The organism is Moorena sp. SIO1F2, from assembly GCF_010672755.1.
Taxonomy (GTDB): Bacteria; Cyanobacteriota; Cyanobacteriia; order Cyanobacteriales; family Coleofasciculaceae; genus Moorena.
Genome location: NZ_JAAHFV010000127.1, coordinates 1 through 16,128, shown reverse-complemented (window position 1 = coordinate 16,128; position 16,128 = coordinate 1). Strand labels below are relative to the sequence as shown.

The window sequence follows — 16,128 nt, the reverse complement described above, 5'->3', positions numbered from 1 at the left end:
TAGCAATAGTCAACTTAAGCCAATGCATAGCCCTACCCAAATTCTGGTAAGGCACACACCAAATTTCTTTCCTCTGGTCTGCTTCTTCCCACTCTTCCCCTCTAAGCCTAAAAAAAAAGAAGAGAGTCACAAGTGCGGCTCTCTTAATCATCAGGGTGCATCTACTGATCTAAATATAACAAAAATAATGAGGGGTGCAACCCCTCACCCCAAAAAAATTACAAAATGTTATTTTAGATACCGTCTTCAGGAGTTAACTGGAAACGGATGGGTTAACCCATGTAACGGATATAACGGAAGATGATATGGTTCTACAAAGACTCAAGTTGTGGTCAAGACGTCAAACTTTGCAATGGCTAATCTTCGTATCCAGCAGCGTTATCCTGGGGGCATGTACTCCCCCAAAGCAAACATCTTCTGGGAATGACTTGGGTGATTCTAAGCCCAGCCCATCGATGTCTTTGTCTCTAGGGGTGACCACTTGGATTGGTTTAACTCCTCTTTTGATTGCGATCAAAAAAGGCTTCTTTCAGGAACTGGGGCTAAGGGTTGACCTGAAAACCTTTGGGTATAATCCCGATTATATCTCTGCCTTTTTAGCAGGAAAACTGGATGCTATTGCCCCTGTAACGTCTGAAGCAGTCTTATTGGCAACTAAGGGCAAAGACTATCGGATTGTTTTGGTAGAGGATAACTCCGTTGGTGGGGATGGCATCTTAGCCCGCAACAGTATTAGTAGCATTAAGGACTTTAAGGGTAAGAAGATTGCGGTTGAAAAAGGGGCAGTTAGCCATTTCTTTCTACTAAAAGTACTCACAGCAGTTGGGTTGAGTGAAGCTGATGTTACCTTGGTGAACGTGGATCCAGCGGGAGCAGCAGCAGCTTACCAGGTGGGGAATGTGGACATTGCTGTTACCTATGCACCATTCCTAAAACAGGCTAACTTGGCTCAACCTGATGGACGCATTATCTACGACTCGTCCCAAATACCGACAGCGATTACTGATGTTTATCTGTTTGCCACTGAATATATCGAAGCCAAGCCAGAGGCGGTGGAAGCCTTTGTCAAAGGGGTTTTCAAAGGACTAGGCTTTCTCAATCAACATCCATCGGAAGGGTTAGCGATCGCAGCGAAGGAGTTGAAAATTGAGCCGGATGCCCTAGCTGCTGATCTAAAAGGGATTAGTCTCCCGGACGCTCATGCCAATCTGGAAATGCTAGGAAATAAGCAGAGTGATTCCTACTTACTAGAGCCCTTGATGGATATGGCGAGGTTTTTGGCAAAGCAAGGCAAGATTGATACTATTCCTGATATGGAGCAATTTCTGGAACCGAAATTTGTGAAAGCCGCTTTAGAAGCATTTTAGTTCATGTAGGGTGGGCAGTGCACCAGACAGATAATGAAGCTTGCAAAGCGCGTTGGTAGGCACTGCCCACCCTACGATTAATGACAATGGTGCAAGATCTCAGTCAAAGCCGCTTTAGAAACATTACACATTACCTAAATTTGCTGTCACTTAAGACCCCTGTGCCACAACCTATATCTTCTCCCCGCAAACGTTACCTACGACCATCCGTATTTTGGAGTATCCGTCAGGGTTTTCCTGGCTGGCTCAGTATCTTTCTCACCATCATTGCCTTAGTAGTCCCCCTGCTAGTTTGGATCTTCCTAAGTTATCAAGAATTAGTAGACCCAAGATTCTTGCCAAGTCCGATGGTTGTCCTGAAAGCTGGCTGGAAGATGTTGACACAAGAGCAGTTACTGACTGATATTATCGCCAGTTTCACCCGTGTGCTAGTTGGTTTTCTGTTTGCGGCAGTAGTTGGTATTCCCATTGGCATTGCCATGGGGACATTCTACAGCATGGAGAGCCTGTTTGGTACGATTGTCGGTATTGTACGCTATATGCCAGTGGCAGCGTTTATGCCCCTAATTGTTCTATGGGCAGGGTTAGGTGAAACCGCAAAGATCATAATTATTTTCTTGGGAATTGTGTTCTACAACGCGATAATGATTGCTGATGCTGTCAAGTTTATCCCTGATGAAATGCTTAATGTGGCTTACACCTTGGGAGCGAATCGGGTTGATGTATTATTTCGAGTGATTCTACCAGCAACTCTACCAAATATTATTGATACGATGCGGGTTAATGTTGCTGGTGCCTGGAATTTTCTGGTGATTGCGGAATTAATTGCTGCTGAAAATGGTTTGGGCTTCAAGATTATCTATTTTCAACGATTCCTAGAAACCGATAAAGTTCTCTTTTGTATTTTAGTCATTGGATTGATTGGGTTGATGCTGGATTTTGGGTTTAGGTTACTTTTTCGCTTAACTGTTCCTTGGTCGGAGCAATTTGTTGAGCGTTAAAGGTTTAATCATGTTGTTCGCGTAGCGTGGCCGAAAGGCCAAGGTTTAATAAGGTTGAATGTTGAAGGTTAAATCAGGTTTAAGATTGAATCAGGTTGAAGGTTGAAGGTTGAAGGTTGAAGGTTTAATAAGGTTGAAGGTTTAAGGTTGAAGGGTTAATCAGGTTGAAGGTTTAAGGTTTAATAAATTGAAGGTTTAAGGTTTAATAAAGTTGAAGGATAAGTATTCAGCTGATAGCTGATAGCTGATAGCTGATAGCTGATAGCTGATAGCTGATAGCTGAACGCGCACGCGTGCGCGTAGGGCTTAAGCTGATAGCTGATAGCTGACAAGGTTATTATGTTCAAGGTTATTTAAAAATGACCAATGATTACAATTTGCCTAAGCTACAGGTGTGTGATATTTCCAAAAGTTTTCGCCACCGACGGGAAGAATTGGTAGTGCTAAAGGATATTAATCTCGATCTTGAAGCGAATGAATTTGTCTGTATAGTTGGACCGTCTGGCTGCGGCAAATCAACCTTGCTCAACATTATCGCTGGACTAATTCCTCCCTCTAAAGGACATGTAAAGGTAGATGGTGAGGTGGTTTTAGGTCCTGGTCGGGATCGGGGCATGGTCTTTCAGAACTATACCCTATTTCCCTGGCTAACGATTGCTGATAATATCGGTTTTGGTCTGAGGTTACAACGATTGCCTAAAGCGGAATCCCAAGAACGGATTGCTTACTATTTGGATGTAATCGGTCTAACCCGCTTTGCTAATGCCTACCCCAAACAGCTGTCAGGGGGTATGAAACAGCGGGTTGCGATCGCACGAGCCTTGGCTAATGAACCGGAAGTGCTGTTGATGGATGAGCCCTTTGGAGCCTTAGATGCCCAAACTAAGGAGGAATTGCAGGAATTTTTTCTAGGACTTTGGCAGAAGACCCATATTACGGTTTTGATGATTACCCATGATGTAGAAGAAGCGGTGTTCTTATCCCAGGGTATCTATGTGATGGGAACTCATCCCGGTTGTATCCGGGATAAGATTATGATTGACTTGCCAGCTGTTCGTACTCTGGATACAAAGCTAACCCTGGAATTTGTGGAATTGAAACGGCAGGTAATTCAGGGTTTGCGCATTTGATCATGGTTATTAATTGGAGATAGTGGCTATTTTATTGGCGTTGCTGATTATGGGTATAGTTTTGCCCCCCTAGCCCCCCAAATTTGGGGGGAACAATAATCAATTTGATGGTAAAAGTCCCCCAAGCGAGGGATTGCTCGCTTGGGGGATTTAGGGGGCTTGACCAAAACCAGATGATCCCGCATTCATTCCTTAATTCAGCAACGCCATTTCATTAACTCTTTCATAGTCTTTATTAAGATTAGAATAGTTGTCCAATTTCTCTCCAGAAAGCCAGGTTTTGACGATATCTACGACTTCTGTTGTAGCCTCGACTGTAATCCGAGCAACAGCGTTATCCCATTCCCTTTCATCCTGCCAGTCTTCTAAATCAATTGCTATTCCATCACCATCTGTGTCAATCCAAATGTGTCTTTCTGGATAATTTAGGCTTTGGAAAGATAAGGTAGATAGACAGGCTTCAGCACGATCTGTTTCATAGGCTATTGGGATGATATCCCCAATCATTTGCCTAAGAGTTTCGGTAATATCATCCTTTGGATCAGTTCTCAAAGTCATCAGGTTACCTCATTTACAGCGGTTTGCAATTCGGTGAGGTACAAATTTTTTGGTGTTAGGGAACAGGGAACAGGGAACAGGGAACATAGAAGAGGAAACAGGGAAAAACAACGTGTACCTTATAGTTATGAAAAACGCTGTATTTATTTTTTTTATAAGCTGCTGTAAATTTAAATTTTAGTATTTATCATAGCTATGAGCTACAGATTTTTTTTCATTATAGCACTACGCATTCAGATGTTTGACATTCCTAAACTCCGAAACTTAGTCATAGCTTACTTCTGACTTCTGACTTCTGACTTCTGACTTCTGACTTGCGCGTAGCGCTATATTACCTATTTCCTGCTCCCCTGTTCCCTGTTCCCTGTTCCCTGTTCCCTGTTCCCTTTAAAAAATAAGACTCAACCTTTTCTTTTTATCACCACAGTTTCAACTAGAGTCAGGGATAGACATACTGCAATCATTAGCCGAATTCCATCCTGTACTGCGATTACTAAATAAGTAACCATGTCTTCCTGTAGTGCTGCTGCTTGGTAATCTACTTTCATCAAGGTTTGCTCAAACCAATTTAGAGAAGTTGGCTCTTGATGATAGAGAGGATAAGCCAAAATATCTAATAACACTACCACAAGCAAACCTGTAGTTCCTCCAATTAATAATCTTCGCAATAACCTTTTTAATAACCTTTTACAAAATGACATGATATCTACTCCCGATGCTCCCATCCTCCCTTAGTATCCTTACCCATTACTTATTGCCGGTATTGGGAGAAAGTTGTAAGGGCGCACAGGTGTACACCCTTACTAAATTTTGACCTTTTGACTGACGAATAATCACACCCCGCAGACAAAAAAATACTGACAAAACTCCTTAATGACTTAATGCTCCATGGAGTAATCCACCGGCACCTCCACCGACAATCGGACGCCAAACTGACTTTGGGTCAATGCCTCGTCGATAGCCTTGTATCCATGGTTGAGCCATTTTTATCGGTTTCCAAATGGTAGAAACTGGACTAAACATTCCTGTAACTGCACCTCCTGCTGCTGCTTGGAAAACACCATCACCTAGGGGTTTACCAGAAATAGCGTTGGATGCGACCTGAAACGCTGCTCCTGATGCAGCACCAATTCCAGCTGATGCGAGCAGTGGAACAATTGCTCCTTTAATCTGCTCTGTCTCGGTTGTTGTTTGTTCCGTAAACTCTAAATCTTCAATTTTCATTTTTATGTCTGCTTAAGGTGTTTTTTTATTATTACTATTACTGCCAAAAATGTTTCGCCAAATTGGCGTTAAAAATTATATATAGTAAAGGGAACAGGGAATAGGGAATAGGGAATAGGGAGTAGGGAGTAGGGAGTAGGGAGTAGGGAGTTGTTCGCGTAGCGTGGCCAAAGGCCAAGGTTGTTCGCGTAGCGTGGCCGTTCGCTTAGCGTGGCCAAAAGGCCAAGGTTGTTCGCGTAGCGTGGCCGTTCGCGTAGCGTGGCCAAAAGGCCAAAAGGCCAAGGTTTAAGCTTATTTTGTTGGAAGTTTAAAATTTAAAGTTGAAGGTTGACAATTAACTGTTAACTGTCAACCTTCAACTGTTATGATTTTTTATTCAATTTTTTTATTCAATTAACGAACAACCGTAGAAGGGTAAGCTATCAGCTAATGCGCTACTTGAGGTGCCAAAAGCCAACGGCTGACCGCTGACCACTGACTACTGACGGCTGATAGCTGAATGCTTACTAGAAGGTTAAGCGATCGCATTCACAAAATTCTGATAAGCGCTCTCAACCTTTTGGGCTTGGGAGGTGACATCAGCTTCTAACTGTTTCAAGCGATCTAATTCTTGCTCCCGATTAATTTCATGAGATTCTTTTTGTTTCATTAAATTATCTAATTCCCCTTTGCGAGCCTTAATATCATCATCCATCCGCTCAGTTACTTCCTGCTCATACACATCAAAACATTCTTTGATAGCATCATAAATTGGTTGCCATTGCTCTTGTGCTACCTCAGGCAAATATTTCACCAACTCTTTTCTAGCTGCTTTCACCAATTCCTTACGAGCTTGATCGGCTTGCACGACTCCAACCCCTAATCCTAATAAGGCTAGATGCACTGGTCCGAGAGCAATCCCAGAAACAACGGTAATGATGCCACCAATTCCCATGACTGTGATGAAATTCAGCACAATATTTTTCCAATCGAAACCAGCTCCAGCCATGGCGACTCCTGCTAGATTACCCCTAGCTAAGGAAAATAATCCTGCTGCCCATTTTGCCCAAGCGGGAGCGTTATCTTCTGTGGTGTAGCTGCTCACCGGTCTTACGGTTTGTCCGGTTAACTTTTGATTAATTTTATCCGTTACTTTAGTATAGGAAGCACCGTAGGTTACCGCACTGCGAGATAGCTGAGCAAAGGCAGCATCCATTTCTTTTTCAGCTGTCTTACTCCACTCTGACAATTTATCATTAATATACCGTTCAAAGCCCTTTCTCAATTCGGATTCAAAGGCTTCTCGTTTGCCTGTACTCAAGAAATCCATAAATCGGAGTTCAGGTTGATAGTGTAAAAAATCTGACTCAAAGGTATTGCCTAAATTTAAAACATAGGTACGAAAGGAATCTGCGATCGCTTTCGCTTTATTATCACGAACAGTTTTAATTTCATCCTTGAATTGTTCACCAATATCCTTGAGTTTATTAAATTCTGGTTCAACGGAATTAATCCGTTCCTTCAATTGATTTAAATCTTGCTCTAGCAAGGGGATGCGACGTTCAATAGCTTCATGAACATGGTTACTGCCTTGACGGGCTAAGGTTCTCGCTTGTCGTAATTCAGAAATAGCTCGTTCCTTCGTTAAAAATGTATTGAGTGCTCCCATAAACTCTGGAAATCCTGTGCCATCAAGAGACACGTCTGGATTTTTAACTCGCTTGCGCAGGGCATTTATTGCTGATATTTCAAACACTCGTTCATCATAGATATCATAGCCATCTACCTGACAATAGTCTGCCAAGTTAGCCTGAAATACTCGCCTTAGTCTATCTTCAGCTTCTTCTAATTCTTCTGTATCATCGGGGTCAATCAAACTTTCCCGAATCTGGTCCCAAGCATTAATTAGAAAGAAAACCGTTAATCCCCGGTCTTTTAGATAATTTTCTAGATAACGACGTTCCCCTAAAGTACAGGGCTGAGTTGCTCTGAGCACAAACAGGATAGCGTGACAATTATTAATATAACCGAGGGATAACTCATTGCGCGCTTCCGTATCATTTAGTCCTGGACTATCTACAATTTCAATCCCTTTTTCTAGCAACGGTAAGGGATACTCCACCACAGCATGACTAACATTGGGAAACGCTAGCTTCTTCTGTTGTTCAAGTCGCTTCGCTTCAGCTGGATCGATGGTATAGCGATGCTTAAAGGATTTAAAATCAATTTCTTCTGGTGGTGTATCATCATTAAAGTACACTGTCACCTTCTTTTGAGCACCATAGCGTAAAACTGTCAATAAAGCTGTGCAAGGATTGACATCACTGGGCAGTAAATTCTCACCAATTAAAGCATTGAGAAATGTACTTTTTCCCCGCTTCATATCCCCTAACACTAGTAGTCGGAATCGCCCCTGGTATAAATTTTTACTAGCTTTAGAGATATCTTCAATATCTCTATCCAAGCCTAATTTACCAGAATTTTGCTCCCCTGCGGATTCCGATTGTTCCAGTATATTACTGATTTGATTTAAATAACCAGCTATTTCACCACGCACCGTGGCAACTCGATCGAGATCATTGAGAAAATTTGTGGTTTCGATTTTAGTACTCATATTTATTTTTATCTTATCTAATTAATGGTTTCAAAGGGAACAGGTAACAGGGAGTAGGGAGTAGGGAGTAGGGAGTAGGGAGTAGGGAGTAGGGAACAGGGAACAGGGAACAAAAATTATCACAATTAATTTATAATCCCTAGAATATACTTTATAAGTATTTATTATAAAATTTTATGATATTCTGTAATTAGTTACTGTTTAAATATTTTAGGATTGGGAATTGATTCATTTAACTTTATTGCCTTTTGGTTTTGTTATTCAATTGTCATCTTTCCAGAAAATTTCGTATCCTAACCAGGCAATTCCTCCAACTATCATGACTAGGGCAAGCCAATAAGCGACTCTAATGGTGACAACAACGGCAATGACAACGGCTAAGAATTTCCCGAATCTAGCTAGCTTTCTGCCCCACTTTTTTAGTTTACCTTCAGGTTTTTCATGCTTCTGGGTTTGATGCACTTGTGGTTCCTGTTGATAAATTTCCGTTTCCATTTCCCGGAGTCGAAGGTCTCGCTCCCGTTGCTGGAGTTCTCGTTCTCGAAGCTCAAGGTCTTTAGCTTTTTCTTCTTTGGAATTCATCGGGTTTTCCTGAGTTGACTGAAAATTTCCTGGTTGACTGACAAATCTAGTCTGATGCTTCTGTCATGGATTGACAGTACCCACAGGGGTACTTTTATCATTAGTCATTAGCTACTATAGCAATTCTAAATTGATTCAATATAGCTCATAAGTATGATCAAGCCTATAGTTTTTACTATAGCGCTACGCGCAAGTCAGAAGTCAGAAGTCAGAAGTCAGAAGTCAGAAGTCAGAAGTCAGAAGTCAGAAGTCAGAAGTCAGAAGTCAGAAGTCAGAAGTCAGAAGTCAGAAGTCAGAAGTCAGAAGTAACCTATGACTAAGTTTGCTGAGTTTAGGAATGTCAAACATCTGAATGGGTAGTGCTATAAAACCTCCTTTCCATATAGTGCTGAGTAAGACTTGTGACTGTTCACAACTAGAGAGGTTACAGTTGATAGGTTACAGTAATAGAGTTCCCGGAGAATCTGGTCTGATGAACAGCAGGATGTCTAATATCCTCAGGACTTACTTAGAATTGCTTGAATTACATGGAAAATGAACCATTACAGGCAAATACAACACCCTTTTTCCATTTGTCCGTATTGAGTCAGGAATTAATTGAGGGACTAGCGATCTGTCCGGGTGGTCATTACTTAGATGCCACTGTGGGTGGTGGTGGACACACTGAGTTAATTTTAGCAGCAGCACCGGATGTGGAGGTTACAGCTATTGACCGGGATGCTAATGCGATCGCAGCCGCCAAGACCAGGTTAGCCAGTTATGGCGGAAGAGTTCACTTCTGGCAGGGAAATTTTGCCGAATATCAGTCTAATGATAGGGTATTTGATGGTATTATTGCGGATTTAGGCGTCAGTTCAGCTCAGCTAGATTTACCAGAGCGAGGCTTTAGTTTTCGCCATACTGCTGAGTTAGATATGCGGATGGACCAAAGCCAGTCTCTGACGGCAAAGGATGTTATTAATCATTGGGGTGAGGTACGGCTAGCGGATGCTTTTTATAAGTATGGGGAAGAACGGTTATCCCGGCGGATGGCACGCCGGATTGTTGAGAAGCGTCCGTTTCAAACAACCACTGAATTAGCGAATGCGATCGCATCTTGTGTTCCCCCGAAATACCGCTATGGCAGAATTCACCCAGCGACTCGGGTGTTTCAAGCCCTACGGATTGTCGTCAACCAGGAACTTGATAGCCTCGAAACCTTCCTCGACATTGCCCCCCATTGGCTGAAACCAGGAGGAAGACTTGGAATTATCAGTTTTCACAGCTTGGAAGACCGGATTGTTAAGCACAAATTCCGGGAGTTGTCAAAGAATTGCTCACTATTGCGAGTGCTAAGCAAAAAGCCAACTGTAGCACAAGCTGAAGAAATCCAGCTTAACCCTCGTGCTCGCTCTGCTAAACTCAGATTCGCAGAGCGACTAGAGCTGAGCATTCAAGACTAACAAGTCTAAGCTATGGATTTAGTTCTCGAAACAAAACGAATCGGCATGCGATCGCGGGGAAATACTGTCAAATACTGATTAACATCTTCTAGAGAATCTCGGCCATTTACGAGTTCCCAGTTAAAATGACGGAGGAGTAAAGACAACATCACCGTTGCTTCTAAAAGTGCTAGAGATGCGCCTAAACAAAAATGAGATCCTCGGGAAAATCCAAACAGGAGGGGGAGTGGCTGTTGGTCAGTTTCCTTTTGCAGCCATCGTTCTGGACGAAATTCTTCCGGTTTTGGAAACATCTCAGGATCCTGTCCCGCAGCCCAGAAAAAAGGTTCGACGCCTACATTTTTCGGCATCTTGACCCCATCCAATTCTGTCTGTTGGGTCGTGACTAGGGGGATTCCGGTGGCCACTGGATGGAGTCGTAACGCTTCCTTGACCACAGCTTCTATATAGTCTAAATGTTTCAAAGTAGAAAGATTTAGCTCCCCTTCCTTCTCCCAGGCTTGATCCACAGCCTGTTGTGCGGCCTGAAAGACTCCAGGATTAAGCCCCAATTCGCCGACTGCAAAGGACATGGTATGAGCCGTAGTGTCATGACCTGCAAAGATCAAGGCTCGGGTCTCGGCCATCAGGGAGTCTTCGTCATGCTGGGGGTTTTTAGCAAATTGAACCAACATCGAATCCCGAAACGACGAACTGACTGATGGGGATTCGGCCTCAGAAGCCCTGGCCACTTGCAACGCCATCGCGACCCGAGCTTTTAAATTCTGTTGTAAATAATCTTGAGCCTGTCGGTATTCTCGGCCTTCTGACGTAGGGAGAAACTTAAACCATCGACTGCGACCTGCAGTCTGCAAAAGTACATGTTTTTCGAGGACTGCAAGAGCTGCATACAGGCGCTTGGCATCGAAGGGGGGTTCCCCTGCAAAGTTTGAGGTTTTATCAAAGGTAACACCTAGGAAAAAGTAGGCAATGATATTCATGGTCAAGTCCACAAATAAGGGATCAACTTGAACCTCTTTGCCTGTTTGAGCCGAGCTTTGAAGTTGTGTGATGACTTGCTGACACCCCTGACGGATGAGATCGAACTTTTGAGTGAATTGACTGGCTCGGAAAGCTGGTGCTGCGGTTTGGCGACGCCACTTCCAGGCTTCACCAACCTGGTTTCCGAGATGTACGCCAAACACATCTTTGTAGGCGTGATAAAAGGATGGACTGCGGGTAAATATCCCCTGGGCTTGCCCCTCTGTCAAAATGCTTTCAATCAGTTGGGGCTTTGCCACCATCACCATCGGTCTGGTGAAGATCCGTAGCGAAATCATGGAGCCGTATTGCTGCATCCATCGAAAGATTGTCAGAGAATAGGTTCCTTGTTTTGCAGCGGCAAGAAGTTCAATGGCGTTACCTGTAAGCCATTTCCCCTTGGGTGATGGCAGAGCATATATCGAGCTCAAAGCTAGCTGGCGTTGTTGCCAACGCCACAGGAGAAGGCTGATCCCTGTTCCTACAAGAAAAGCTAAAATTGTCCATGAATGCTCGAACATGCTCAACATTCTCCTGACTTTAACACTGCTAGCTAAATTCTACTACCAACCAAAGTCCCTCATATTCAGACAACCACTGAGTTAGAGAATGCGATTGGCCTTGGCCTTTGGGCCACGCGGGGCGCGTTTGGCCACGCTACGCGAACGCATCTTATGTTCCCCCTAAATTTGGAAGACCGGATTGTTAAGCACAAATTACGAAATTTGTCAAATAATTGCTCACTATTGCGAGTGCTAACTAAAAAACAAACTGTAGCACAAGCTGAAGAAATCCAGCTTAACCCTCGTGCTCGTTCAGCAAAACTCAGATTCGCAGAGCGACGAGACTTGAGCATTCAAGAGTGATCCACTCAGCCCTCTAGTCTCGGGATGGGGCAGGTGCTAACAGTCCAGCCAAGGAACCCAAAGAACCAGTGCCAATCCCCACCAGGATATCAGGAACATCCTTACCCGCCACAGCTAGTCCGATGGCACCTGTAACAGTTACCAGCATGGTACCGCCCAAGGCACTGACCACAATCCGGTAAATCCAACGGTCTGTTTCTAGAGGTGGACCAAGCCTACGGATGGTTTCCACTGGGTCTCTCTTGATTTCTTCCGCAAGTTCTGGATCTTTAGATACCCGTTCTACTAGTTCATTCATTGATTTAACTGGTTTCATGATAGTGAGCTTTTTGTGAATCTAAAACTTAATACAGCTTGATTGGTCTCATTTCCTGATGTTTAGGGATTAGACTTCGCGGCAGTTGTGGGGAATCGGGCATCGGGAATCGGGAATCGGGAATCGGGAATTGGGAATCGGGAATTGGGGAAAACAATTGAGGCAAACAGTATGATAGAAGCGATCCAGCGACCTAGTGTTGTCACCCGATTACACCATCTTTGAACTCTCTCCAGTTAAACTACTACTGATACTAAAGATCTGGCACGAGTACAAAAAAACTTAATAACGGACGTGATAACAATCAATTTCAGTACTGAAAGCGTCAAATCTTATCACTACTCCCTACTCCCTACTCCCTACTCCCTACTCCCTATTCCCTATTCCCTATTCCCTTCCCTCTATGACTGATTTACTGGAAAACCTCTACAATGCCTTTGACCCCTCCCAACCGTTACCCGCAGGAGACCCGGTTTATGTCGATTGTCGGGAAGTGCGGGGGGATGGAGAGATCCAGGTGGATTTAGGGAAAGAGATGTTGCTTTCTAAGCGAGAGACCTATCATTTATATGGAGGTCATCGGGGGGCAGGAAAATCTACAGAATTGTTCCGATTGAAGCAATATTTGGAACAAAATAACTTCTATGTGGTGTATTTTGCCGCAGATGAAGAAGATGTGGATTCCGAAGATACTCAATATACTGATATTCTGCTGGCCTGTACTCGCCATTTGCTCGAAGACCTCAAGGACAGTGCTAATCCCAGGCCGTTGCTGAACTGGCTGAAAAGCCGCTGGCAAGAGTTAAAAGATTTGGCTCTGACTGAAATAGCATTTGATGGACTAAGTGTAGAAGCACAAATTTCTCAGTATGGCAAACTAACTGCTAACTTAAGAGCTGTACCAACCTTGCGTCAACAGATTCGACAAAAAATTAATCCCCACACGGTTACTCTACTAAAGGCGTTGAATCAGTTTATTACAGAAGCCAAACAGAACTTACCAGCTGGATGTACTAAATTAGCAGTGATTGCGGATAATTTAGACCGGATTGTCCCAGTTATCCAAGAGAGTAACCAAACTAATCATGAAGAAATTTTTTTAGACCGTAGTGAACAATTAACGGGATTAAAGTGCCATATTATCTACACAGTTCCGATTTCAATGCTGTACTCCAAGCGAACTAATGATTTGCGAGATATCTATGGTGATGCCCAGGTGTTACCGATGATTATGGTGCGAACTAAAGAGGGTAACCTCTATCAGCCTGGATTCAATAAAGTTAAAGAAGTGATTAGCAAGCGAGTCGGCCAATTTGCTCCCACTCGCTCCCTAGAAACCGATATATTTGAAAGTCCAGAAGCCTTAGAGCGCTTGTGTCTGATGAGTGGAGGTCATGTGCGGAATTTGCTATTATTAATCCAAACCGCCATTGCTCGCACCGAAACCTTACCCATTTCCCTCAGAGCAGTGCAACGATCCATTACTGATGCACGAGATACCTATCGCCGAACGGTTCAGGATGGACAATGGTCGGTTTTAGCTGATGTTTACCGCTCCAAGCAGATACACAATAATGACCAGTATCGTCAGTTATTATTTAATCGCTGTTTGTTAGAGTATCAATACTTTGATGATGAAGGAGAAAGACAGTGTTGGTACGATGTTCATCCCCTGATTAAAGGGATTCGGGAATTTAAAGACGCCTATGCTCAACTAGACTCACAGCAGTAAGGTAGCCAAAAGGCAGGTGGGTAAATCTCCCTATCTCCCCACACTCTTCCCCCGACTCCCGACTCCCGACTCCCGACTCCCGACTCCCGACTCCCGACTCCCTATTCCCGACTCCCGACTCCCTGCTCCCTTACAACTAATGGTAAACTTTACTGATGCGGACGAGGATTTACCTCCAGCGAGTCCAGAAGAACAATACCAAGACTTACTCCGTGCCGTTCGACGCCTTAGAGGGTTTGGATTATTATTTGTCCGTTGTTCTCCCGCAGAAGCAGAGAAGTTGGTTAAGCAGGTTAAGCAGGATTTGCCTCAGAAAACAATAGATGTGTTGCGCTTCGAGGAACCGATTGATAATTTATACGGCATTGTTCAGGATCGCCGCGACAGGGAGCATATCAATGTTTTATTTATCCAAGGTCTAGAATATTCGTTTTATAAGTATGAAGAGACGAAACTTCAGCAGGGATGGGATAACAAAGCAATTTATTCCTATAGTTGGAAAGGGGTTCCTCATATTTTAAATCATCTCAACCAACACAGAGAACGATTTCGAGAGGATTTTAAAATTTGTTTTGTGTTTCTCTTACGGTCATTTTCCCTGAATTACTTTATCCACCGTGCTCCCGACTTTTTTGACTGGCGTTCTGGTCTGTTTGACTTTCCTAGCAAATCAGAGGAGTGTCAACAAGAAGACTTTCAGAATCAGTCTTTGAATCCTGAAGAACGAAGTAAAAAAATTATCGCTATTGAAAAACGCCTGGAAGCACAGCATCAAACTCCTGAAGAGCAAGCTGATTTACTAGTTGAACTAGGAATTATACTGCTTGCTGCCCAAGAGTATGAAGACGCGATCGCTAACTTTGACCAAGCATTGGAATTTAAACCCGATGATTACCAAGTTTGGTACAGCCGGGGGGTTGCCCTATCGATATTAGGACGTTTGGAAGCAGGGATTGATTCCTTTGACCAAGCTTTTAAAATTAAACCGGATTACCACGAAGCTTGCTACAACCGGGGGCTTGCCCTATCGGATTTAGGAAAAAACGAAGCAGCGATTACATCCTATGACCAAGCTGTAAAAATTAAACCGGATCACCATCAAGCTTGGTACAACCGGGGGAATGCTTTACAGAAATTAGGACAAAATAAAGCAGCCATTAAATCCTATGATAAAGCTTTGAAAATTAAACCGCATTACCACCTAGCTTGGAACAACCGGGGGATTGATCTATCGGATTTAGGACGAAAAAAAGCAGCCATTAAATCCTTTGATAAAGCTTTGAAAATTAAACCCGATTACCACCTAGCTTGGTACAACCGGGGAGTTAACCTACAGAAATTAGGACAAAATGAAGCAGCGATTAAATCCTATGATAAAGCTTTGAAAATTAAACCCGATTTTTACCCAGCTTGGTATAACCGGGGGTTTACCTTATTGGCATTAGGACGAAATGAAGCAGCGATTAAATCCTATGATAAAGCTTTGAAAATTAAACCCGATTTTTACCAAGCTTGGAACAACCGGGGGATTGCCTTATGGAAATTAGGACAAAATGAAGCAGCGATTAAATCCTATGATAAAGCTTTGAAAATTAAACCCGATTTTTACCAAGCTTGGAACAACCGAGGGATTGCCCTACCGAAATTAGGAAGAAAGGAAGCAGCGATTGAGTCCTATGACCAAGCTGTGAAACTTAAACCCGATCACCACCAAGCTTGATACAACAAAGCCTGCTTTTATGCCTTACAAGGAAATATAGACTTAGCCCTTGATAAATTGCAACAGGCAATTACTCTCAATCCTGAAGAATATCGAGAGATGGCAAAAACTGACTCAGATTTTGACAGCATTCGCTCAGATCAGCGATTTCAGGGGTTGATTGATATCAAGTCGGGAGTCGGGAGTCCGGAGTCGGGAGTCGGGAGTCGGGAGTCGGAAGTCGGGAGTCGGAAGTAGGGAATAGGGAATCGGGAATAAAAACGTGTCTTAACCTTTACTTCGACTGCTATCAATAGACTTCTTGCAGAAGTCGGGAACAGGGAACAGGGAACAGGGAACAGTGGACAAGAATTGACGCAAACACTATTAGAAAAACACTTTTGCAAGAGGTCTAATTGAGGAAAAGACTATTGCTCCTGTGAAACACCACAATTACATCGCCATTATCAAATCCCTATTACCAATTAACAACTCTAACAATGGGTGTAGAGGAAGAATTGCTAATACCAATATTAAACTATACTCTTGCTCCCCATCTCCCCATCTCCCTATCTCCCTATCTCCCTATATCCCCATA

Annotated in this window: 17 protein-coding genes and 1 pseudogene; 8 read left to right on the top strand and 10 right to left on the bottom strand. The window is 43.3% G+C overall.

All coding sequences use genetic code 11. From position 1 onward, the window contains the following. Positions 1 to 305 precede the first annotated feature (305 nt). The 3 genes from F6J94_RS16505 (at position 306) to F6J94_RS16495 (ending at position 3,498) form a co-directional block, all read left to right on the top strand. Positions 306 to 1,367: an ABC transporter substrate-binding protein gene (locus F6J94_RS16505; RefSeq protein WP_293042177.1), complete on the top strand. Its 1,062-nt coding sequence runs from the start codon at positions 306 to 308 to the stop codon at positions 1,365 to 1,367. A 161-nt stretch (positions 1,368 to 1,528) separates the two neighbouring features. Further along, positions 1,529 to 2,368: an ABC transporter permease gene (locus tag F6J94_RS16500; RefSeq protein ID WP_293042174.1), complete on the top strand. Its 840-nt coding sequence runs from the start codon at positions 1,529 to 1,531 to the stop codon at positions 2,366 to 2,368. A gap of 359 nt (positions 2,369 to 2,727) precedes the next feature. Next, entirely contained in the window at positions 2,728 to 3,498 is a 771-nt protein-coding gene (locus F6J94_RS16495; RefSeq protein WP_293042171.1) for an ABC transporter ATP-binding protein, read from the top strand. Positions 3,499 to 3,690: 192 nt separating this feature from the next. On the opposite strand, the gene F6J94_RS16490 is transcribed toward F6J94_RS16495, so the two are convergent. From F6J94_RS16490 to F6J94_RS16465, 6 genes are all read right to left on the bottom strand, one after another. Further along, on the bottom strand, positions 3,691 to 4,056 hold the full coding sequence (locus tag F6J94_RS16490; protein ID WP_293042168.1) for a hypothetical protein: 366 nt from the start codon (positions 4,054 to 4,056) through the stop codon (positions 3,691 to 3,693). A gap of 401 nt (positions 4,057 to 4,457) precedes the next feature. Further along, on the bottom strand, positions 4,458 to 4,757 hold the full coding sequence (locus tag F6J94_RS16485) for a hypothetical protein (RefSeq protein ID WP_293042165.1): 300 nt from the start codon (positions 4,755 to 4,757) through the stop codon (positions 4,458 to 4,460). A gap of 169 nt (positions 4,758 to 4,926) precedes the next feature. Next, the gene (locus F6J94_RS16480) at positions 4,927 to 5,280 is read right to left on the bottom strand and encodes a hypothetical protein (protein WP_293042162.1); all 354 of its coding nucleotides are present in this window, start codon (positions 5,278 to 5,280) and stop codon (positions 4,927 to 4,929) included. Positions 5,281 to 5,355: 75 nt separating this feature from the next. Beyond that, a complete protein-coding gene (locus F6J94_RS16475; protein ID WP_293042159.1) occupies positions 5,356 to 5,562 on the bottom strand; it encodes a hypothetical protein in 207 nt (68 codons plus the stop codon). Positions 5,563 to 5,794: 232 nt separating this feature from the next. Then, entirely contained in the window at positions 5,795 to 7,873 is a 2,079-nt protein-coding gene (locus F6J94_RS16470; RefSeq protein WP_293042156.1) for a dynamin family protein, read from the bottom strand. Positions 7,874 to 8,134: 261 nt separating this feature from the next. Then, the gene (locus F6J94_RS16465) at positions 8,135 to 8,455 is read right to left on the bottom strand and encodes a hypothetical protein (RefSeq protein WP_293025917.1); all 321 of its coding nucleotides are present in this window, start codon (positions 8,453 to 8,455) and stop codon (positions 8,135 to 8,137) included. A gap of 153 nt (positions 8,456 to 8,608) precedes the next feature. On the opposite strand from F6J94_RS16465, the gene F6J94_RS16460 reads away from it, so the two are divergent. Next, the gene (locus F6J94_RS16460; protein WP_293042153.1) at positions 8,609 to 8,764 is read left to right on the top strand and encodes a hypothetical protein; all 156 of its coding nucleotides are present in this window, start codon (positions 8,609 to 8,611) and stop codon (positions 8,762 to 8,764) included. Between the two features lie 218 nt (positions 8,765 to 8,982). Further along, positions 8,983 to 9,897, top strand: a complete 915-nt coding sequence (gene rsmH, locus F6J94_RS16455; RefSeq protein WP_293042150.1) for a 16S rRNA (cytosine(1402)-N(4))-methyltransferase RsmH — start codon at positions 8,983 to 8,985, stop codon at positions 9,895 to 9,897. Between the two features lie 5 nt (positions 9,898 to 9,902). On the opposite strand, the gene F6J94_RS16450 is transcribed toward rsmH, so the two are convergent. Next, positions 9,903 to 11,438, bottom strand: a complete 1,536-nt coding sequence (locus F6J94_RS16450) for a cytochrome P450 (protein WP_293042147.1) — start codon at positions 11,436 to 11,438, stop codon at positions 9,903 to 9,905. Between the two features lie 165 nt (positions 11,439 to 11,603). Between F6J94_RS16450 and mraW the strand changes: the two are divergent. Next, a pseudogene (gene mraW / locus F6J94_RS16445) lies at positions 11,604 to 11,783 on the top strand (16S rRNA (cytosine(1402)-N(4))-methyltransferase); the annotation flags it as partial. 13 nt (positions 11,784 to 11,796) lie between these two features. Here the strand turns inward: mraW and F6J94_RS16440 are convergent. Both F6J94_RS16440 and F6J94_RS16435 read right to left on the bottom strand, forming a co-directional pair. Further along, positions 11,797 to 12,099: a hypothetical protein gene (locus F6J94_RS16440; protein ID WP_070393038.1), complete on the bottom strand. Its 303-nt coding sequence runs from the start codon at positions 12,097 to 12,099 to the stop codon at positions 11,797 to 11,799. A gap of 62 nt (positions 12,100 to 12,161) precedes the next feature. Beyond that, positions 12,162 to 12,305, bottom strand: a complete 144-nt coding sequence (locus tag F6J94_RS16435; RefSeq protein WP_293042144.1) for a hypothetical protein — start codon at positions 12,303 to 12,305, stop codon at positions 12,162 to 12,164. Positions 12,306 to 12,502: 197 nt separating this feature from the next. Between F6J94_RS16435 and F6J94_RS16430 the strand changes: the two genes are divergently transcribed. Both F6J94_RS16430 and F6J94_RS16425 read left to right on the top strand, forming a co-directional pair. Then, positions 12,503 to 13,831, top strand: coding sequence for an AAA family ATPase (locus F6J94_RS16430; protein WP_293042141.1), 1,329 nt, complete (start codon positions 12,503 to 12,505; stop codon positions 13,829 to 13,831). A 16-nt stretch (positions 13,832 to 13,847) separates the two neighbouring features. Beyond that, positions 13,848 to 15,551, top strand: coding sequence for a tetratricopeptide repeat protein (locus F6J94_RS16425; RefSeq protein ID WP_293042138.1), 1,704 nt, complete (start codon positions 13,848 to 13,850; stop codon positions 15,549 to 15,551). Positions 15,552 to 15,700: 149 nt separating this feature from the next. Here the strand turns inward: F6J94_RS16425 and F6J94_RS16420 are convergent, their stop codons facing one another. Further along, a complete protein-coding gene (locus F6J94_RS16420) occupies positions 15,701 to 15,937 on the bottom strand; it encodes a hypothetical protein (RefSeq protein ID WP_293042135.1) in 237 nt (78 codons plus the stop codon). Positions 15,938 to 16,128 lie beyond the last annotated feature (191 nt).